Annotated in this window: 21 protein-coding genes; 15 read left to right on the top strand and 6 right to left on the bottom strand. The window is 66.6% G+C overall.

The genetic code is table 11. The features are described from left to right. The first annotated feature begins 181 nt into the window (after nucleotides 1-181). The 3 genes from DTA15_RS21180 to DTA15_RS21170 are packed head-to-tail and all read left to right on the top strand — an operon-like array spanning nucleotide 182 to nucleotide 1786. Nucleotides 182-520, top strand: a complete 339-nt coding sequence (locus tag DTA15_RS21180) for a hypothetical protein (protein WP_006493714.1) — start codon at nucleotides 182-184, stop codon at nucleotides 518-520. A gap of 14 nt (nucleotides 521-534) precedes the next feature. Further along, the gene (locus DTA15_RS21175; protein ID WP_006486834.1) at nucleotides 535-744 is read left to right on the top strand and encodes a hypothetical protein; all 210 of its coding nucleotides are present in this window, start codon (nucleotides 535-537) and stop codon (nucleotides 742-744) included. A gap of 16 nt (nucleotides 745-760) precedes the next feature. Continuing rightward, nucleotides 761-1786 carry a phage protein gene (locus DTA15_RS21170; protein ID WP_012492873.1) on the top strand — a complete coding sequence of 342 codons (1026 nt, stop codon included), beginning with the start codon at nucleotides 761-763 and terminating at the stop codon, nucleotides 1784-1786. Here the strand turns inward: DTA15_RS21170 and DTA15_RS38335 are convergent. After that, nucleotides 1777-2175: a hypothetical protein gene (locus DTA15_RS38335; protein ID WP_034195724.1), complete on the bottom strand. Its 399-nt coding sequence runs from the start codon at nucleotides 2173-2175 to the stop codon at nucleotides 1777-1779. The genes DTA15_RS21170 and DTA15_RS38335 overlap by 10 nt on opposite strands. A gap of 11 nt (nucleotides 2176-2186) precedes the next feature. Between DTA15_RS38335 and DTA15_RS21165 the strand changes: the two genes are divergently transcribed. The 6 genes from DTA15_RS21165 (at nucleotide 2187) to DTA15_RS21145 (ending at nucleotide 5516) form a co-directional block, all read left to right on the top strand. Beyond that, nucleotides 2187-2897 (top strand): Gp138 family membrane-puncturing spike protein, encoded by a 711-nt coding sequence (locus tag DTA15_RS21165; protein WP_006486847.1) that lies wholly within the window; start codon nucleotides 2187-2189, stop codon nucleotides 2895-2897. A gap of 10 nt (nucleotides 2898-2907) precedes the next feature. After that, nucleotides 2908-3318 carry a single-stranded DNA-binding protein gene (locus DTA15_RS21160; RefSeq protein ID WP_006486916.1) on the top strand — a complete coding sequence of 137 codons (411 nt, stop codon included), beginning with the start codon at nucleotides 2908-2910 and terminating at the stop codon, nucleotides 3316-3318. A 79-nt stretch (nucleotides 3319-3397) separates the two neighbouring features. Next, nucleotides 3398-3532: a hypothetical protein gene (locus tag DTA15_RS39155; RefSeq protein ID WP_006493725.1), complete on the top strand. Its 135-nt coding sequence runs from the start codon at nucleotides 3398-3400 to the stop codon at nucleotides 3530-3532. A 194-nt stretch (nucleotides 3533-3726) separates the two neighbouring features. Further along, entirely contained in the window at nucleotides 3727-4086 is a 360-nt protein-coding gene (locus tag DTA15_RS39150) for an HGGxSTG domain-containing protein (RefSeq protein WP_227743202.1), read from the top strand. Nucleotides 4087-4206: 120 nt separating this feature from the next. Further along, on the top strand, nucleotides 4207-4446 hold the full coding sequence (locus DTA15_RS21150; protein ID WP_227743201.1) for a hypothetical protein: 240 nt from the start codon (nucleotides 4207-4209) through the stop codon (nucleotides 4444-4446). 308 nt (nucleotides 4447-4754) lie between these two features. Beyond that, complete coding sequence (locus DTA15_RS21145) at nucleotides 4755-5516, top strand: hypothetical protein (protein WP_006486949.1); 762 nt, start codon at nucleotides 4755-4757, stop codon at nucleotides 5514-5516. A gap of 354 nt (nucleotides 5517-5870) precedes the next feature. Here DTA15_RS21145 and DTA15_RS21140 read toward each other — a convergent pair whose 3' ends face one another. The 3 genes from DTA15_RS21140 to DTA15_RS21130 form a co-directional block, all read right to left on the bottom strand. Continuing rightward, nucleotides 5871-6224 (bottom strand): DUF4148 domain-containing protein, encoded by a 354-nt coding sequence (locus DTA15_RS21140; protein WP_006486887.1) that lies wholly within the window; start codon nucleotides 6222-6224, stop codon nucleotides 5871-5873. A gap of 347 nt (nucleotides 6225-6571) precedes the next feature. Further along, the gene (locus tag DTA15_RS21135) at nucleotides 6572-6841 is read right to left on the bottom strand and encodes a hypothetical protein (RefSeq protein ID WP_006486884.1); all 270 of its coding nucleotides are present in this window, start codon (nucleotides 6839-6841) and stop codon (nucleotides 6572-6574) included. A 100-nt stretch (nucleotides 6842-6941) separates the two neighbouring features. Then, the gene (locus DTA15_RS21130; RefSeq protein WP_006486953.1) at nucleotides 6942-8048 is read right to left on the bottom strand and encodes a substrate-binding domain-containing protein; all 1107 of its coding nucleotides are present in this window, start codon (nucleotides 8046-8048) and stop codon (nucleotides 6942-6944) included. A 131-nt stretch (nucleotides 8049-8179) separates the two neighbouring features. On the opposite strand from DTA15_RS21130, the gene DTA15_RS21125 reads away from it, so the two are divergent. Genes DTA15_RS21125 through DTA15_RS21110 form a run of 4 tightly spaced genes read left to right on the top strand, consistent with a single transcriptional unit; the run spans nucleotide 8180 to nucleotide 13482 of the window. Next, nucleotides 8180-8680, top strand: coding sequence for an NAD(P)H-dependent oxidoreductase subunit E (locus DTA15_RS21125; protein WP_006486926.1), 501 nt, complete (start codon nucleotides 8180-8182; stop codon nucleotides 8678-8680). After that, on the top strand, nucleotides 8677-10254 hold the full coding sequence (locus tag DTA15_RS21120; RefSeq protein ID WP_006486862.1) for a formate dehydrogenase beta subunit: 1578 nt from the start codon (nucleotides 8677-8679) through the stop codon (nucleotides 10252-10254). Before DTA15_RS21125 ends, DTA15_RS21120 begins: the two co-directional genes overlap by 4 nt. 17 nt (nucleotides 10255-10271) lie before the next feature. Next, nucleotides 10272-13223: a formate dehydrogenase subunit alpha gene (gene fdhF / locus DTA15_RS21115; RefSeq protein WP_006486891.1), complete on the top strand. Its 2952-nt coding sequence runs from the start codon at nucleotides 10272-10274 to the stop codon at nucleotides 13221-13223. A 7-nt stretch (nucleotides 13224-13230) separates the two neighbouring features. Beyond that, nucleotides 13231-13482: a formate dehydrogenase subunit delta gene (locus DTA15_RS21110; RefSeq protein ID WP_006486928.1), complete on the top strand. Its 252-nt coding sequence runs from the start codon at nucleotides 13231-13233 to the stop codon at nucleotides 13480-13482. A gap of 6 nt (nucleotides 13483-13488) precedes the next feature. Here the strand turns inward: DTA15_RS21110 and DTA15_RS21105 are convergent, their stop codons facing one another. Continuing rightward, nucleotides 13489-15135, bottom strand: coding sequence for an FAD-dependent monooxygenase (locus DTA15_RS21105; RefSeq protein WP_006486889.1), 1647 nt, complete (start codon nucleotides 15133-15135; stop codon nucleotides 13489-13491). Between the two features lie 130 nt (nucleotides 15136-15265). On the opposite strand from DTA15_RS21105, the gene DTA15_RS21100 reads away from it, so the two are divergent. Beyond that, on the top strand, nucleotides 15266-17101 hold the full coding sequence (locus DTA15_RS21100) for a tetratricopeptide repeat protein (RefSeq protein ID WP_006486867.1): 1836 nt from the start codon (nucleotides 15266-15268) through the stop codon (nucleotides 17099-17101). An 81-nt stretch (nucleotides 17102-17182) separates the two neighbouring features. Here the strand turns inward: DTA15_RS21100 and DTA15_RS21095 are convergent, their stop codons facing one another. After that, nucleotides 17183-18478: an MFS transporter gene (locus DTA15_RS21095; protein WP_006486945.1), complete on the bottom strand. Its 1296-nt coding sequence runs from the start codon at nucleotides 18476-18478 to the stop codon at nucleotides 17183-17185. Between the two features lie 354 nt (nucleotides 18479-18832). On the opposite strand from DTA15_RS21095, the gene DTA15_RS21090 reads away from it, so the two are divergent. Beyond that, nucleotides 18833-19801 carry a hypothetical protein gene (locus tag DTA15_RS21090; RefSeq protein WP_012492878.1) on the top strand — a complete coding sequence of 323 codons (969 nt, stop codon included), beginning with the start codon at nucleotides 18833-18835 and terminating at the stop codon, nucleotides 19799-19801. Nucleotides 19802-19821 lie beyond the last annotated feature (20 nt).

Below are 19821 nucleotides of genomic sequence, written 5' to 3'. Positions count from 1 at the left end.
CCCGCCGGACAAGGGTTTGCGCCGTTCCCCGCCCTCCCTGTCGCGGGGGAACGGAGGGAACAGCGCGGGTCGTCGTTCCCTCTGTTCCCCGCATCGAAAACCAGCAGGGAACGCCCGAAAGCCTTGCTGCATAAGGCCGTTCCCTGTGTTCCCTCTGTTCCCCTCGATTTGGGAGACAGACATGCGTGCTGATGAGAATCCGCGCCGCCCGGTCGGCTGCGAGTACGGGGCCGAGCTGATGCTTGCATGGGGGCGGCGCGTATCCGCCGCCGAGGTTCGCAACATGCGCGGCGAGCTGTTCGACCTGATCCATGAATTGGCCGAGGTCGAGGGATGGGCAGACGAACGGCGCGACCGTGTGCTCTACCCGGCGTTGTGCGGGTCGCTCGGCGACCTGCTGCCGGACTTGCATCACTTCCGCCAGCGCGTGGCCGACACTCGAGCGGCAACCGCGGCGCGCAATGTGGCGGAAATCGTTGAATCGGGGCTGCTGCTCACGAAAGCGCCCCGGCACCCCTGAAAACTGGAGGAATCATGGCGAAAGAGAAAGACGATGACTTTTCTTGCGAAATGGCGACGAACGGAAAGAACTCGTTCTGGCGTGTCGACGACAGCCTCGGGCGCGATCACGGCACCTACGACCGTGCACACGCCGCCGATGTGCAAGATCGCGTCTGGAAGGAGAACCCGGACCTCGAATGGGTATGCATGACTCTCGTTCCCGCAGTCGGCGCAACACATTGAGAAATCGGAGATTGAAATGTCAGTGGAACAGTACCTGCGGAAAGCGTCGCTTGTGATCGGCGGCGACGACGGGAACGGCCTGGACTTCTCAGATATGCGATTCACGTTCGAGATCCGGCGGGGAGATGCTGAAACGCCGAACTCCGCCCGCATCAATGTCTATAACCTATCCAAAAACACCGCAAACCGTGTCGGTGACGAGTTCTCGCGCGTTGTTGTGTCGGCAGGCTACGAAGGCGGCTGCGGGCTGCTGTTCGACGGATCCCTGATTCAAGCGAGACAAGGACGCGAAAGCCCCACCGACACCGTGCTACGCCTCACATGCGCCGACGGAGACCGGGCGTACAACTTCGCCTATGTCAACACGACTCTCGCGGCAGGCGCGACGCACGCCGATGTGATCGAGGCTGCGTTGACGGCGATGCAGCCGAAAGGGGTTACACGCGGCTATATGCCAGATCTGCCGGGCAACCCATACCCGCGCGGGCGAGTGCTGTTCGGCATGGCGCGCGACGTGATGCGGTGCACGGCGCGCGACTTGGACATGGACTGGAGCATCCAGGACGGGAAGCTGACGATGATTCCGAAAACGTCGTTCATTCCCGGCGAGATTCACGTCGTCACAGCCGAGACCGGCATGATCGGTATGCCCACGCAGATGAAGAACTACATCGTGGTGAAGATGCTGCTGAACCCGCGTATCAGAATTGGAAGCGTAATTCAGCTCAAAAATGCGAGTGTGCAGCAATACGAGTTTGGCCTAGGCATCAAGGATCAGCCACAGAATCGATTCGATGCGCTGCATAACAAACTAAACAATCCGACCGGAGAATACGGCTTCTATCGCGTCATGATTGCAGAACACCGGGGTGACACCCGCGGCAACGACTGGTACACCGAAGCAACGTGTATCGCTGTGGACGCCTCCGCACAAGTCGATCTATTGGGAAAGGGAACGCGAGATGCTATTGCGCCCGCCCCACCAAAGATCGACCCCAACAACCCGTTTCCCCGTCCGGGCCCGGTAAATCCCTACGGCTGATACTTGCTGTAGCTCGGATATTGAAGCGTCGCGCTACCGTCTTTGTTGAGGGTCGCCCGTCCGAACACCACTGTCGACATTTCCTTTTGCCTACCGTCCGGATCAATGAGAACCACGGAATCTCCCAGCAGAAGCCCCCAGCAGCCGACAGAAAGGCCATCGCCGGTTCGCACTTCCAAGCGTCGCATATGTTCTGCGTTCACGATGGGCAAGGGACATTTCTTGCCAGCGTACAGCGTATATATCATGTTTTGAATATCGATCACGTCACCGGCTTTCGCTTGACCAGTCGGCGCCACAAACACGTCATTGGACGATTGCTTTGGCGGTGCGGCAATAGCCAAGGTCGTTGCAAACAGTGCGGCGACGGCAACAATTTTTCTCATCATTTAGGTGCTCAATGGACAAAATCGAGATGGCTGGAGATTTACTCGAGATGACTCGTACGATCAAGGATAGCGTGAAGCGTGAAACTTGGTCTGCGCTGCCTGGGGTAATCGAATCCTTCAACCCGGATGCGATGACGTGTACGGTTCAGCCGGCAATCAAATTGCGGTCGCGTGACGAGCAAGGTCAACTCAGCAGCCTTATGCTTCCGCTGCTGGTCGATTGCCCCGTCTATTTTCCCGGCGGCGGTAGATGCACCTTGACCTTCCCAGTCACACGTGGCGACGAGTGCCTGATTGTGTTCGCGGATCGCGCCATCGACGCCTGGTGGCAGTCGGGAGGCGTGCAAGAGACCGTCTCGACGCGCGTTCACGATCTGTCTGACGGCATGGTGTTCGTCGGCTTCCGATCCCGGCCGCGAGTGCCGGGTGCAATCAGCACGACGACCACTCAGCTCCGCACCGACGACGGTTCGATGCACGTCGAGCTCGACCCGGCCGGCGGCGTGGTGTCGCTGAAGGCACCGACAGAGATCCTGATGGACGCTCCTGTCGTTCGCCTCACCGGAGCGATGGCGGTCGAGAATCAGGGCGGCGCGGATACGTCCGTGTCGATCAACGGGAAAACGAGCTTCAACGGCCAGGTCTTCGCGAACGGCAAGCGCGTCGACGACACGCACACGCACCCCGACGCCCAGGGCGGCAACACCGGCCCGGTCAACTAATGGAGGCATGATGATCGACGGACTGATTAGCGGGAAACTCTACGGCACGGCAGCCGAGCGCACCGGCCAGAGCGGCAAAACCTTCGTGACGGCGAAGGTGCGCGCCGCCACCGGCGAGGGCGAATCGCTGTTCGTGAACGTCATCACGTTCAGCACAACCGCGGCCAACGCCCTGCTCGCGCTTGACGACGGCGACTCGGTATCGCTGGCCGGCTCGCTGATGCCGAAGGTATGGACGGACAAGCACGGCGACGCCCGACCAGCGCTCGACATGGTAGCGCACGCGGTGCTGACGGCCTACAACGTGAAGCGGAAGCGCGCCGCCGTGCAGGGCCGCCCATCCGCGCCCGAGACGACGAACGGTGCCGAGCAGGCCGGTCGCATGTACGGCGGAGCGGATGACATGAACGATGATCTGTGAGGTAACCATGAACGGACAACCACGAAAGTGCTGCGCAAACTGCACCTCGTTCGATCAAGCCGAGGGCTGCTGGAACGCCGTGAGCTTCATCGAGCTCAACGGCGAGCGCCGCCGTGCGATGGCCGACGACTGCTGCCACGACCACGAATTCAAACTGCCTGAGTTCCACATCGTCGGCCATCGCCCGCAAGGGGGTAGACATGGCCTGCATTGAACCCGAGGCAGTTGAGCCGCAGCGCCTCGTCCCGCTCGACACGTGGATTTACGAGAACCGCTACATGCAACGGAAGCGGGAGCCGTGACGAGCAAGGGCAATGCATGGCGACTGATCGAACCGGGTTGCACGGAAGCATTGCGGGCCATCCTGACGGATGAGTGCGTGCGCCCAAGCCGCAAGAGGCGTAAGTGATGCCCGCGCACGACGATGCGCGACGCCGGCAGTTCCGCGCCCACTATGCCGAGTGCGAGCGGGTGCGGGCCGAGCGTGAGGCGATCGAGCTCGAGGAACATGAGCGGCTGATACGGGAGGGAACGCGGCGGCGCGCGCCGCCGCCGATGCTTCCGCCGCTCCCATCATTTCCCGATGAGCTGCGCGGTCTCACGTGCGGGGCGAAAACCCGCGCCGGCACGCCCTGCAAACTCACGGCGCTGTACCGCAATGGCCGGTGCAAGCTGCACGGCGGGCTGTCCACCGGGCCGCGCACCGCTGAAGGGAAGGCACGGGCCGCGCTGAACGGGCGAGCGCTGAAACGGAAGCAAACCCCATGAACAGGTGGAAAAAGTTGTCCTGCGCACGTCGCTTAGGTTGCTGGGACGTTGAAGATTCCGCGGCGGCCACTTTCCGGACAGCCTTGCTATTGCGACCGCAAGCCTCCGGCCAGGCGTTTCTTGAGCCCACAAAAAGGCGGCACAACCGCCAGATGTTTGAAAAAGAATCAACGGAAATCAATGCCGGCGGACGGTCATGCGCATACGCAAATCGACATCGCCACCGCCATGCTGACCGGAGCGTCTTGCTCGGATTTCAAATCTGATTTTCCCGAAGCGCTCGAAGCGCTTCTCGTAGCGACGGATCAACTTGATGACACTGGCGTGCTGCTGCTCGACACCTCGCGCGATGATTTCTGACGAAGCGCGTGCCTCTCCTTCGATCGGCACGGCCAGAGGAAACGGAAAATCTTTCGTGGGCCTCTCCCTGCGAAGCGCGGCCCTCGAGTTGCGACCGCGGTATCCGGGCCGGTGTCCACGGAAACCGGGTTTACCACGTGATGGTTACCACCGTTTGGGCCTGTTTTGGGCGGTGCGGTGCGGCGCGACGCCACTCCCACGAGAACGGTGCGTGCGAGCCCCGATGCCGGCACGATCCGCGCCGAATTAAGCCGCGGCCGCGCGTTCGAAACGCCAATCCGCCTTCCCACTCCCTCGAAAGGAACTGCATGACAAAACGTCACGACGCATCATTCTTCGAGCGGCTTACCGCGCCCATGCTTCGTCACCTCCGGTATATCGCCAAGCTGACCCAAGGCGAACACACTGTCGACGACCTGAAAAGCGAAGCCTGGATCATCGCTGAGGAAATCAAGGCTGAACGGGGCGGAGAGGTCGAACCGGAGGACACCGATCTTCAGGAAACTGTCGTCACTCGACTCCACAAGCTGTTCGGCCAATTTGTGAACCGCGCGATGCGTTTTGCCGCGAGGCTGGACCAGGAGGATCAGGACGACGACGGGGACACTCGGGAAAACGCCCTTGCCGCCCGCTTAGCCGGCCCGGCCCACTATGAGCCGCACTCCGCGCTCGAGCGCGAAGAGGAAATCAAGGAAACCGCGCAAATCGTCGCTGCGCAGTTCTCTGAAGCGGTCGCGTACTTCCACATGTTCGACCAGTTCGACGGCGATAGCGCCGCGCTGGCGAACCACTTTGCGGTGAAGGGACGCACGCTACGCACACGTCTCCGGCGGGCAGAAAGGACCGCGCGCAATCAGCCGTCAGTTTTCGACCGGGTAGCAGCTATCCCGCCCGACTTCATGGCGCCCCGCGGTACATGGGGCCGACAGCCTGCCCTCAACCAGTTCCGCCGTATCTGCGGATCCGCTCGCCCTGCGCAGTTGCATCTCTTTCTGCGATTCGGGACGGTGTTTGGGCCGACGACACGCCGCTATGCGGGCCGCGCATCAACCGTGGCGATCGAGGGGTAGCATCGAGAGTCTGGGGGTATTTCTGGGGGTACATTTCAAAGCATAAATGCCTACACCCTTTACTGACGTGGCCTATACGCCACAATTCGAGTGACGCCGCCCCACCAAATTCCGCGCTCGTCGCACGAACCCCGCAAGACGCAAGTCTGCGGGGTTTTTTGTTGCCGACGAAACGCACTCCGATCCCTTCCAAAAAAGCGCCCAGCCACGGGCGGGCCGGGCGGAATGCCGCCGGCGTTCCGGCGACAGGAGGTGACGGATGTTCTGCCGCGCCCGCGGCATCATCGCTTGCGCGGGGCAGCGGCCGGCCCGGCGGTCAGGCGTCGCGCCTGCCCGCACCGGGCGATGTACGACTTAGCTGCCGCGATACAGCGACTTCATTTCTTCCGCGCTGGCCGGGCGCACGCCCATCGCACGCGAACCCGATGCCGATGCGCCCTGTGCCTGCGCACCGTAGCCGCTGACGTCGGCGCCTTGCGCTTGCGCCAGTGCACTGCGCTGCTGCTCCGCGATACGCGCCGTTGCGGCCTGGATCGCTTCCGGATAATGCGGATCTTCGCCACGGGCGGAGTTGTAACCGGCCTGCTGGAGCTGAACCAGTTCGGCACGGACCTGCGCACGGGTGATCGTCGAACCCGACTGGGCGAACGACACGACCGGGGCAACGAGAGCGGCAGCAACGACAACAGCTTGAACGAGCGACTTCATGATGACCTACCTCCAGGTTTGTCTGATTCGGCGGTGAACACGTTGATCAGCGCCGACAAACCGAAGTTTATGTAGGTGGATGCTTAAGAATAAGGCAGGTTTCAGGAAGACATCCTTCCTGATTTACGGGTTAACCCTGAATCACCGTCGATATGGCAATGCGGGCGAACGGTCGCTTGGTCCGTCCCCGCATTGCAGGAAATGCCTGCCCCAAAGCACGAGCCCCGCGAAGCGGCAGGCTTCGCGGGGCTCGAACAAAGCGGAACGGGCGCAATCGGTTGTCAGTTGATCCTGCTGCTGTCCTGAAGACAGGCGCCCCGCCCGGGCGCAAACACACAGCCTGCGCGTTACCGGCTATCCATCGGGCACTTCAGGTTGCAGCCGTTCGGATCGCCCAGGTCCCCCTTGCGGCGCAATGCCGACTTCTTGCTGCCCTGGTATTTCTGCGACGGCGCCGACGCCGCGAAAGGCATCTGCGGATGTTCGTTCAGGCGAAACTGTTCGCTCAGGATCCCGCCGGGCACACCCGGGGAATTCTGCGCGAACGCAAACGGCGAAGCGACGACCAGCAGCCCCGCGGTCAACGCTGCCGCGGCAAGGGGAACGGAAAATTTCATGGCGGATGACGCCTGAACGGCGTGCTTGTTGGAACGTTGATCAAGCGGCAAGCGTAGCGCAAATCCCCCACTGCTGCAGCGCGGTTCGATCGCGTCTTCGTTACCGGGCATTGCCGTCAGACGCGCTCGCGCCGTCGCTGCCGGCCAGCCCGGTCGCGATGCACTCCAGCGCGCCGCACGCGGCCGGATCGTAGCCGTCGAGATGCGCGACCCGTTCGACGAACCGTGCGTCGCGCAGCAGCGCCAGCACGTCGGCGAGCGGCCGCACATCGAGCCGGGCGCGCTCGCAGGCGAAGTAATAGTCCTCGTCGACGACCGGAATGAAGTCCAGCCCGAAATGACGGGCGGCCGGCTCGACACCGAAACCGAGATCGGCCATGCCGCTCGCGACGAACGCCGCGATCGCGGAATGCGTGAGTTCGGCCGACGCATAGCCGTCGATGCGCTCCGGATCGATGCCGATCGCGCGCAACGCGAGATCCAGCAGCATGCGCGTGCCCGACCCCGGCTGGCGATTGACGAAGCGGATGTCGTTGCGTGCCAGATCTGCCAGCCCGCGGACCTGCTTCGGATTGCCGCGCGGGACGAACAACCCCTGCTGGCGGCGCGTCAGATGAATCAGCACGTGGCGCGTGTCGTCGAGCCAGGGCCGGTAGATTTGCGCGCACTGCGCGCGAAACGCGCCGCGCGGCAAATGAAAGCCGGCGAGGTCGCATTCGCCGCGGACGAGCGCCTGCACGGCCTCGACGCTCTCGCGATACTTGATGTCGACGGCCGCCTGCGCATCGACGAGCGCGGAGACGAGCGCCGCGACCGCGTAACCGTGCGACGCATGAATGCGCACGGCGCCATCGCGCTGCGCGAGCCGCCGGTTGAGCTCGCTGGCCACCTCGGCCGCCAGCGTACGCAGGTTCCCGTCGAGGCGGCTGCGCGCCAGACGCTGCGCATCGACGACCGCCTGCCCGAGCGCCGACAGCGTCGAACCCTTGCCGCGTGCGGTTTCGATCAATTCCCCGCCGATGCACGACTCCAGCGCGCGCAGCATGCCCCACGCGTGCCGGTACGACAGTCCCTTCGCTTGCGCGGCCTGTGCAATGCTGCCCGTATCGGCCACGAGCTCCAGCAGCGGCGCGACCTCGGACAGACTGGCCGAGCGGCCTTCCGTGTCGCGTACGGTCAGATACGCGTCGCATTCGATCCGAATCAATTATGCACTCCGATTTCCTATTGCGACCGCGAAATCTTCCGCTTATCGTTGATCAAAATCAATCAGAACGAAGTCCCGATGCGCACTATATGAATTTCGAGCACATATGAGACTTTGGAGGAGCATAACCGATGTCCCCGAATTCCCCTGCGCCCGACGCGCTCGTCGGGCGCCATGCGCGCGCCGGCCGGTCGCTCGTCGCGATCCTGCACGCGATCCAGAACGACGCGGGCTACGTGCCGCCGGGCTGCGTCGCGCCGCTCGCCAAAGCGCTGAACCTGTCGCGCGCGGAAGTGCACGGCGTGCTGACCTACTACCACCATTTCCGCACCGCGCCGCCCGCGCGCGTGACGATCCAGATGTGCCGTGCCGAAGCGTGCCGCAGCATGGGCTGCGAAACGCTCGCCGCTCATGCGGAAGCCCGCACGGGCTGCCGGTTCGATGCCGCGCACGGCGATGCCGCCGCGCCCCACGCGCCGGACGACGTCGCGCTCGAATCGGTCTACTGCCTCGGGCTATGTGCGCAATCGCCGTCGATGACGGTCAACGGCGTGCTCCACGCGAAGGTCACGCCGGAGAAGTTCGACGCGCTGCTGGCCGACGCGGTCGCCCACACGCAGGAGCTGGCATGACGACCCGCATCTACGTTCCGCGCGATTCGTCCGCGCTGGCGCTCGGCGCCGACGCGCTCGCCGCCGCGATCGTGGCCGAAGCCGAACGGCGCGGCGTCGCGATCGAACTGGTTCGCAACGGTTCGCGCGGGCTGCTGTGGCTCGAACCGCTCGTCGAGGTCGGGACGGCCGCGGGCCGCGTCGGCTATGCGAACCTGTCGGCCGCCGACGTGCCGGCCCTGTTCGACGCCAACTGGCTCGACGGCGGCACGCATCCGAGCAGTGTCGGCCTCGTCGACGCACTGCCCTACCTCGCTCGCCAGCAGCGACTCACGTTCGCGCGCATCGGCCTGACCGATCCGCTGTCGATCGACGACTATCTGCAACACGGCGGCCTCGCCGGCCTGAAGAACGCACTGGCGCTCGACGGCGATGCCGCCTGCGAAACGCTGATCGAATCGGGGCTGCGCGGCCGCGGCGGCGCGGCGTTCCCGGCCGGCATCAAGTGGCGTACCGTGCGGCAAGCACGCGCCGCGCAGAAATACATCGTCTGCAACGCGGACGAAGGCGATTCGGGCACGTTCTCCGACCGCCTGCTGATGGAGTGCGATCCGTACTGCCTGATCGAAGGAATGATCATCGCGGGCGTCGCCACCGGCGCGACGGTCGGCTACATCTACGTGCGCAGCGAATACCCGCACGCGATCGCCACGCTCGAAGCCGCGATCGTCCGCGCGCGTGAAGCCGGCTGGCTCGGCGAGCACGTGCTCGGCTCCGCGCATGCGTTCGAGCTGCAGGTCGCGAAAGGCGCGGGCTCGTACGTGTGCGGCGAGGAAACGGCGCTGCTCGAATCGCTGGAGGGCAAGCGCGGCGTCGTGCGCGCGAAGCCGCCGCTGCCCGCGCTCGCGGGCCTGTTCGGCCAGCCGACCGTCATCAACAACGTGATCACGCTCGCGACGGCGCCGGTGATCTTCGCGCGCGGCGCCGCGTTCTATCGCGATTACGGGATGGGCCGCTCGCGCGGCACGCTGCCGTTCCAGCTGGCAGGCAACATCCGTCACGGCGGCCTCGTCGAGCTTGCGTTCGGCGTCACGCTGCGCGAGCTGCTGTTCGACTTCGGCGGCGGCACGGCCAGCGGCCGGCCGGCTCGCGCCGCGCAGGTCGGCGGCCCGCTCGGCACCTACCTGCCCGACCATCAGTGGGACGTGCCGCTCGACTACGAGGCGTACACGGCGATCGGCGCGGTCGTCGGCCACGGCGGCATCGTGCTGCACGACGACACGTCGAATCTCGCCGAGCTGGCCGAATACGCGATGAAGTTCTGCGCGATCGAATCGTGCGGCAAGTGCACGCCGTGCCGGATCGGTTCGACGCGCGGCGTCGAGACGATCGCGCGGATTCGCGACGGCGACACGTCGGAGCGGCAGGTCACGCTGTTGCGCGACCTGTGCGACACGATGCTCGCCGGTTCGCTGTGCGCGATGGGTGGCATGACGCCGTACCCGGTGCTGTCCGCGCTCGACCATTTCCCCGAAGATTTCGGGCTCGCAGCCGGCAAGGATGCCGCGTCGGGCCCGGTCAAGGCTGCGGCCTGACCCAGAAGGAGCCCTGCATGTCCCTCGACACGAACAACGTCCGCCAAGGCGGCTGCGGCTCGGGCCAATGCGCGTGCAAGAGCGCCGCGCAGGCGCGCGCATTCGACCCATTCGACGAAACCGACTACGGCACGCCGCAACGGCATGCCGACACCGACGTCACGCTCGAAATCGACGGCCAGCCGGTCACGGTGCCGGCCGGCACGTCGGTGATGCGCGCGGCGATCGAAGCCGGCGTCAACGTCCCGAAGCTCTGCGCGACCGATTCGCTCGAACCGTTCGGCTCGTGCCGGCTGTGCCTCGTCGAGATCGAAGGCCGGCGCGGCTATCCGGCGTCGTGCACGACGCCCGCCGAGGCCGGCATGAAGGTGCGCACGCAGTCGGACCGGCTGCAGTCGCTGCGCCGCAACGTGATGGAGCTGTACATCTCCGACCATCCGCTCGACTGCCTCACCTGCCCCGCCAACGGCGATTGCGAGCTGCAGGACATGGCCGGCGTGGTCGGACTGCGCGAAGTGCGCTACGGCTTCGATGGCGCGAATCACCTGAAGGACGCGAAGGACGAATCGAATCCGTACTTCACGTACGATCCGTCGAAGTGCATCGTCTGCAACCGCTGCGTGCGCGCGTGCGAGGAAACGCAGGGCACGTTCGCGCTGACGATCGCCGCGCGCGGCTTCGAATCGCGCGTCGCCGCCGGCGAAAGCGAATCGTTCATGGCGTCGGAATGCGTGTCGTGCGGTGCGTGCGTCGCCGCCTGCCCGACGGCCACGCTGCAGGAAAAATCCGTCGTGCAGCTCGGCCAGGCCGAACACTCGGTCGTCACGACCTGCGCGTACTGCGGCGTCGGCTGCTCGTTCAAGGCCGAGATGAAGGGTACGCAGGTCGTGCGCATGACGCCGCACAAGAACGGTCTCGCGAACGAAGGCCACGCCTGCGTGAAGGGACGTTTCGCGTGGGGCTATGCGACGCACAAGGACCGCATCACGAAGCCGATGATCCGCGAGAAGATCACCGACCCGTGGCGCGAAGTGAGCTGGGACGAAGCCCTCACCTACGCGGCGACGCAATTCCGCAAGCTGCAGCAGAAATACGGCCGCGATTCGATCGGCGGCATCACGTCGTCGCGCTGCACGAACGAGGAAACCTATCTCGTGCAGAAGCTCGTGCGCGCCGCGTTCGGCAACAACAACGTCGATACCTGCGCACGCGTGTGCCACTCGCCGACCGGCTATGGCCTCAAGACGACGCTCGGTGAATCGGCCGGCACGCAGACGTTCGCATCGGTCGGTCAGGCCGACGTGATCGTCGTGATGGGCGCGAACCCGACCGACGGCCATCCGGTATTCGGCTCGCGACTGAAACGGCGCGTACGCGAAGGCGCGAAGCTGATCGTGATCGACCCGCGCCGCATCGACGTCGTCGACGGTCCGCACGTGAAGGCCACGCACCACCTGCAGTTGCGCCCGGGCACCAACGTCGCGATCGTCAATGCGCTGGCGCACGTGATCGTCACCGAAGGGCTGGTGGCCGACGCATTCGTCGCCGAGCGGTGCGAGACGCGCGCGTTCGAGCAATGGCGCGACTTCGTCGCGCAGGCCGACAATTCGCCCGAGGCGACCGCCGACGTGACGGGCGTGCCGGCCGAGTTAGTGCGCGAGGCCGCGCGCCTCTATGCGACGGGCGGCAACGCCGCGATCTACTACGGCCTGGGCGTCACCGAACACGCGCAGGGCTCGACGACGGTGATGGGCATCGCCAACCTCGCGATGGCGACCGGCAACGTCGGCCGCGAAGGCGTCGGCGTCAATCCGCTGCGCGGCCAGAACAACGTGCAGGGTTCGTGCGACATGGGCTCGTTCCCGCACGAATTGCCCGGCTACCGGCACATCGGCGACACGGTCGTGCGCACGCAGTTCGAGCAGGCGTGGTCGGCCACGCTGCAGCCGGAGCCGGGGCTGCGCATCCCGAACATGTTCGACGCGGCGCTCGACGGCAGCTTCAAGGGACTCTACTGCCAGGGCGAGGACATCGTCCAGTCGGACCCGAACACGCAGCACGTCGCGGCCGCACTGTCCGCGATGGAATGCATCGTCGTGCAGGACATCTTCCTGAACGAAACCGCGAAATACGCGCACGTGCTGCTGCCGGGCTCGACGTTCCTCGAAAAGGACGGCACGTTCACGAACGCGGAACGCCGGATCTCGCGCGTGCGCAAGGTGATGCCGCCGCTCGCGGGCTACGCGGACTGGGAAGTCACGCTGCTGCTGTCGCAGGCGCTCGGCTACGACATGCACTACACGCATCCGTCGGAAATCATGGACGAGATCGCGCGGCTCACGCCGACCTTCTCGGGCGTGTCGTACGAGAAGCTCGACGCGCTCGGCAGCATTCAATGGCCGTGCAACGAACAGGCGCCGGACGGCACGCCGACCATGCACATCGACACGTTCGTGCGCGGCAAGGGCCGGTTCGTGATCACCAAGTTCATTCCGACGCCGGAGAAGGTCACGCAGCGCTATCCGCTGATCCTGACGACGGGCCGCATCCTGTCGCAATACAACGTCGGCGCGCAGACGCGCCGGACCGAGAACGTTCAGTGGCATGAAGAGGATCGCCTCGAGATCCATCCGCACGACGCGGAAGATCGCGGGATCCGGACCGGCGACTGGGTCGGCATCGAGTCGCGTGCCGGTCAGACCGTGTTGCGCGCGCGGGTGTCCGACCGCATGCAGCCGGGCGTCGTGTACACGACGTTCCACTTCCCTGAATCGGGGGCGAACGTGATCACGACGGACAGTTCCGACTGGGCGACGAACTGCCCCGAATACAAGGTGACGGCCGTGCAGGTGATGCCGGTTGCGCAACCGTCCGACTGGCAGCGCTCGTATGCGCGCTTCAACACGGAGCAGCTCGACCTGCTCGAGCGCCGCGCCGCCGCGCCGGCCGCCGTGACGACAGGCAAGTGAGGCAACCATGGACAACGACCACCTGATCGACATGGCCAACCAGATCGGCGCATTCTTCGAATCGATGCCCGATCGCGACGAAGCGCTGACCGGGATCGCCGAGCATATCCGGCGCTTCTGGGAGCCGCGGATGCGTCGCGCATTCCTCGCCGCGCTCGACGATCCGTCGAGCGAAGCCGGGCAACGCGCGGCGCCGATCGTGCGCGACGCGATCGCCGCGCATCGCGCGGCGCTCGTCCCCGCGGCGGCGCCGGCCTGAGCGCGGCTACGCGGACACCGACATGCCCGCGAACCAGCTTTCGCAGTGGCGCAGCAACGCGTTCGCGTCGGTTGCCGTACGCCCGCGCGCGGCGACATAGCCGTCGGGCCGCAGCAGATAGAACGACGGCCGCGAGCGGCCGTATTCCTGCGCGAGCCCCGCCGCCCCGTCGCCTTCGGCATCGGCGACACGCCACACGCGCACCGCTTCCGGCATGATCCGCTCGAGCCCCTGCACGAGCACCTGCGCGTCGGCCGAGATCGGCGGTACCTCGCCGGCGTCGGTATTCACCGGCTCTTCCAGCAGCAACAGCGTGAAGCTCGCCGGATCGTGAAGATCGTATAGCCGCGCCGTGCCGGGCGCGCGACCGAGCGGCCCGTCGAGCACGTGCACGAGTGCATCGGGCGCGCGTTCGCCGGCGCGCGGGCCGCCGTCGAGCACGCGCTCGAGCGTGAGCGGACTCTTCCGGTACTGCACGCCGAGCTCGCTGACCGTGCGCCTGACCGCGTCGCGCATCGGCCCGAACGACGCCAGCAGCGGCACGACATGATCGCGCAGCAGCTTCATCGCGCCGCGCTCGGCTCCGACGACCTGCGTGACGAAACCGGTCTGCCGCAACACGTCGCGCTCGATCGGGTGGCGCTCCGCGTGATACGTGTCGAGCAATCGCTCGGGCGCGCCTGCACGGAGGACGCGGGCGAGCTTCCAGCCCAGGTTGAACGCCTCCTGGATGCCGGTGTTCATGCCCTGCGCGCCGGCCGGACTGTGGACGTGCGCGGCGTCGCCCGCGAAGAACACGCGGCCGTGACGCAGCCGGTCGACCATCCGGCTGTGCAGGTGGAAATAGGACGACCATGCAAGATCGCTCGGCGCGATCGATGCGCCGACGCGCGCGCGGATGATCGCGTCGCATTCGTCGAGCGACGGCGCCGGCGCGTCAGGCGACGCATCGCTGCCGGGCGGCCGGTCCGCGACGAGCCGGTAACGACCGCCCCCCATCGGAAACAGGCCCGCGATGCCCGCGGATGTCGTAAACAGGCGGATCTCTTCGTCCGGCCAGTCGGGTATCGCCGCGAAATCGGCAAGCAGGAACGTCTGTTCGAACGCATGCCCGGCAAAGCCCAGGCCGAGCAGATGCCTGACCGTGCTGTGCGCGCCGTCGGCCGCAATCAGGTACGACGGCGTGAACGACTCGTCGCGGCCGTCGGCGCGGCGAAGCGTCACGTCGAGCGACGTGCCGCCCGCGTCGCAGGCGGTCAGCGTCGTACCGCGCTCGACGCTCACGCCCATCCCGGCCAGATGCTCGGCGAGCAGCCGCTCGGTGATGCTCTGGTCGAGGAACATCAGATATGGATAGCGCGTTTGCAGCGGATCGAAATCGAGCCGCGCGATCACGCGGCCGTCGGCATGCAGCTCGGCCGCATGCGCGCGATGACCGAGCGCGAGAAACGGCTCGACCGCGCGATGCTGCTCCAGCAGTTCGAGCGTGCGCGCCTGGATGCCGATCGCACGCGAAAACGGCGCGGGCGCGACGAGACGATCGATGATGCGCACCGGCACGTGGGCCCGCGCGAGGCTCATCGCCGCGGCAAGGCCGGTCGGTCCCGCGCCGACGATCAGCACGGGCGGGATATCGGACAGTGTGTCAGCCATGAGGACCTCGATGACACGCGATCATGCAAGTCTACGCCGCTCCGCGTGACGGGGCCATATGCCGACCGGCCGATCCGCGGCCCCGCCGCGCGGTGTGGGAAAATACGCGCTTTCCGCCAGTTTTCGCGTCATGGATTCCGCATTCGACCAGGCGTACGCCGCACACCGTGCGGGCCGCCTCGCCGAGGCCGAGCACGGCTATCGCAACGCGCTCGCCTCCAACCCCGCCGACGCCGACGCGCTGCACCTGTTCGGCGTGCTGCGGCACCAGCAGGGCCAGCACGCCGAGGCGGCCGATCTCGTCGGCCGCGCCGTCGCGCTGCGTCCGGACGATGCGGCGCTGCAGCTCAATCTCGGCAACGCGCTGAAAGCCCTCGGCCGGCTCGACGAAGCGATCGACCGCTTTCGCAACGCGCTGACGCTCGCGCCCGAATTTCCGCTCGCGCACTACAACCTCGGCAACGCGTATGCGGCGCTGCAGCGCCACGACGATGCGATCGACGCCTTCCGCCGCGCGCTGCGGCTCACGCCCGACGACGCGTCGATCCACAACAATCTCGGCAACGCGCTGAACGCGCTCGGCCGCCACGACGACGCGCTCGCCGCGTTCGGTCGCGCGCTCGAGCTCCGGCCCGGGCACGCGGGCGCGCACAACAACCTCGCGATGGCGCTGAACGCGATGGGGCGCGCCGACGATGCGATCGCACACTTCCAGGCCGCGATCGCCGCGCAGCCGCGGTTCGTCGCCGCGCATTTCAATCTCGGCAATACGTTCGATGCGGTCGGCCGGCATGCCGAGGCGGCCGCGGCATTCGAAGCCGCGCTCGCGCTGCATCCGCCGTTTCCGCTCGCGCTGTTCGGGCTCGCGAATGCGCTCTGCGCGCAGGCGCGCCACCGCGACGCGCTGCCCTACTACGAACGCGCCGTCGGGCTCGATCCGTCGTTCGGGCTCGCGTGGCTGAATCTCGGCAACGCGCATCACGCGCTCTGCGCGCACGAGATGGCGCTGCGCGCATACGACCAGGCGCTGCGCGTCGCGCCCGATCTCACGCTCGCGCGGCTGCACCGCGCGGTCACGCTGCTGACGCTGCGCGACTTCACGCGCGGCCTGCCCGCCTACGAAGCGCGCCACGAGACGCCCGGCGCGACGCCGCTCGGCACGCTGCCGCGCTGGCAGGGCGAGCCGATTGCGTCGCGCACGCTGCTGATCCGCGCGGAACAGGGGTTCGGCGACACACTGCAGTTCGTCCGCTTCGTGCCGCTGGTCCGCGCACGCTGCGCGCGCGTCGTCCTCGAAGTCCAGCCGGAGCTCGTCGCGCTGCTGGCGCCGGCCGCGTCGCGCTGGCGCGTGACGCTCGTCGCGCAGGGCGCCGCGAAGCCGCCTGCAGCGGACGTCGCCTGCACGCTGATGAGCCTGCCGTTCCTGCTCGGGCTTCAGCTGGACGACATCGCCGGCTCGCGCTACCTCGACGCCCCCGACGGCGCCCGCCGGCGCTTTCGCGGCTCGCTCGGCGGACAGTCGAAGCGCAAGTTCGGCCTGGCCTGGTCGGGACGCCGCCAGGCGCAGGAAAACCGCTCGATGCCGTTCGACGCGCTCGCGCCGCTGCTCGCGCTGCCGGACATCGACTGGATCGTGCTGCAGCCCGCGCTCGACGACGACGAACGGGCGCGCGTCGACGCGCATCCGCGCGTGCATCGTCTCGACGGCCGGCTGGACGACTTTGCCGATACGGCCGCGCTGATCGAGCGCCTCGACGGCGTCGTCACGATCGACACGGCGGTCGCGCACCTCGCGGGCGCGCTCGGCAAGCCACTGTGGGTCATGTTGCCGTTCGCAGCCGACTGGCGCTGGTTCACCGGCGACGACTGCCCGTGGTATCCGCGGGCCAGGATCGCGCGCCAGCCTGCACCGGGCGCGTGGCGCGACGTGGCGGCCGCGGTGGCCGACCTGCTGCGCGAAGCATGACCGCAAACGAAACAGGGAGCGCATCGCGCTCCCTGTTTCGATGTGATGCGCGGCCGACGCCGCGCGCTAGCCCTGCCGCCGTCAGACCGACTTGTACTGGTTGCGCGCGTCGGCCGTGCGGTACAGCACGAGCGTCGCGATCAAGCCGCAGATCGCGGCCACGCTCAACCACAGCCCCGGCGCCGCCTTGTTGCCCGTCTGGTGGATCAGCAGCGTCGAGATCGCCGGTGTGAAGCCGCCGATCGTCGTGGCCAGGCTGTACGCGAGCGAAAAGCCGGCCGTACGCACGTCGGCCGGCATCACTTCGGTCAACGCGACGACCATCGCCCCGTTGTACGACGCGTACAGGAACGACAGCCACAGCTCGACCGCGAGCAGCCGCAGGAACGACGGATCGCCGACGAGCCACAGCACGGCCGGGTAAGCCGACAGCAGCGTCAGCACGGTGAACGCGATCAGCACCGGGCGGCGGCCGATGCGGTCGGACAACGCACCGGACAGCGGCAGCCACACGAGATTCGAGATCCCGACACAAACGGTCACGACGAGCGCATCGAGCGACGACAGGTGCAGCACTTCCTTGCCGAAGGTCGGCGTATAGGCGGTAATCATGTAGAACGACACCGTCGTCATGATCACCATCCCCATGCCGGCCACCACGACACCCCAGTTGTCGAGCATCGAGCGCATGATCTCGCCCATCGTCGGACGGTGACGCTTCGCCAGGAATTCGTCGGTCTCCTTCAGCGACCGGCGGATCAGGAACAGGAACGGCACGATCAGGCAGCCGATCAGGAACGGAATGCGCCAGCCCCACGCGGTCATTTCCTCGACCGGCAGCGCGCGGTTCAGCACGACACCGACGAACGCGGCGAACACGACGGCCACCTGCTGGCTGCCCGACTGCCACGACGTATAGAACCCCTTGTGCCCCTTCGTCGCGATTTCCGACAGGTAGACCGACACGCCGCCGAGCTCGACGCCCGCCGAAAAGCCCTGCAACAGCCGGCCGAGCAGCACGAGCACCGGCGCGAGCACGCCGATCGTCGCATAGCCCGGTATCGCGGCCACCGTGAGCGTGCCGATCGCCATCAGCCCGAGCGTCAGGATCAGCCCCTTGCGGCGGCCGTGATGGTCGATGTACGCGCCGAGCACGATCGCGCCGACCGGCCGCATCAGGAAACCCGCGCCGAATACCGACAACGACAGCATCAGCGATGCGAAGGCGTTGCCGCTCGGAAAGTACGTTTTCGCGATGGCCGACGCGTAATACCCGTAGACCATGAAGTCGTACATTTCCAGGAAATTGCCGCTGACGACCCGGAATACGGTGCGGACTTTCGATTCCTGCGCGATGGCAGGGGACGCTGTGGACATGTTTTCTCGCTCAGCTCGGATGGCGCGAATACCGCGCCGCATGAATCCGGCGATGCGCGACGCGCCGGGTTGACCCCCGCGCACGGGCATCGCTGCCCGCCGACGGCACGGCGCGTAACGACGCGCCGCCGGCATGATTCGCGAATCATGCCACGCCAGGCCGACATTTGCCTTGTGGCGCGCCCGTCCCGGCTGTCGCGGCACCCACCTCGTACCAGTCGCCCTCAAACGGGCACAAGAATCAGATTGATCTGATCGACCTGCCTTCGCCGGCTGACCACAATGTCACGATTTGCAACGACATTTCCGCGGCGCGCCGGCACGGTTGCCCGTATCGCACGGTGTACCCCTTTCATGACCCCATCGCCCCTCGTCCCGATCGAAGGCGCGCTCGCCCGCCCGCGCGTCAATCCGCTCGATCACGTCCCGCCGTTCGGCCGCGAATGGCGGTTTCTCGGCGCACCCGGCGCACGGCCCGGCAAGCACGGCCTCGCGACCCTGACGACGTCCTGCGTCGATGTCGGCTCGCCGCACCGCGCATGCCGGTGGCAACCGCTACCGGCGGCCGCGCTGCCGGCTTCGGGCGGGCGGGCTGTCGCGCCGGCTGCGGCCCCTGCCCGGCGGTTGCGCCATCCCGCGCGCCGCCCTCGCGACCGGCGCGCGATGTACGCGGTCTGCTGGAGCATCGGCGCGCTCGGCATCATCGGCTGGCTGATCGGCACGTACGACCCGCCTGCGGGTTTCGGGCCCGTGCATGCGATTCAAGCGACCGGCCGTACGTCCGATCACGTCACGACATCGACCGGCTCGATACGTGTCGCCTCGGCACAGCCGGATACATCGACGCGCGTCATGCCGCAGCACAAGATGGCGACGCCCGTCGCGCACACGGTCGAATCACCGCCAGCCAGGCACCGCGTCGCGCTTCGACCGGCAACGCTTCACCCGCAAGCGACGGCCGACGTGCGGCACGTCACGCCTGCTTCACCACGTCGAGCAACCGGCCTGCGCACGACGAAGTCACCGACCCGCACACCGGTCGTGCCGCGGCTCGCTGCGCATCCGACGATTCCGCATCCGCCGATCCCGCGCGACGCGGCCGGCACCGGCACACGCGATCGACTCGCTCCGCCGCCGCGCATCGCCAACACGCGCGATGCACGCGGCTCGCTCGACGATCCGGCCACGTTGATCGCAATGGCGAACGCGCTGCGCGCCACGCAGCCGGCCCGCCCGGCACACCCGAGCGCGGCCGGTTTCGACTGGACGTCGCAACTGTCGCACCGCCGCGTGACCGACACGCCGGACGCGTTCACGCACTGACGCCCGCGCAATAAAAAACC

This window comes from Burkholderia cenocepacia, assembly GCF_900446215.1.
GTDB classification, from domain to species: Bacteria; Pseudomonadota; Gammaproteobacteria; order Burkholderiales; family Burkholderiaceae; genus Burkholderia; species Burkholderia cenocepacia.
The sequence above is the reverse complement of the archived record's forward strand: the minus strand, read 5'-3'. Positions and strand labels throughout refer to the sequence as shown.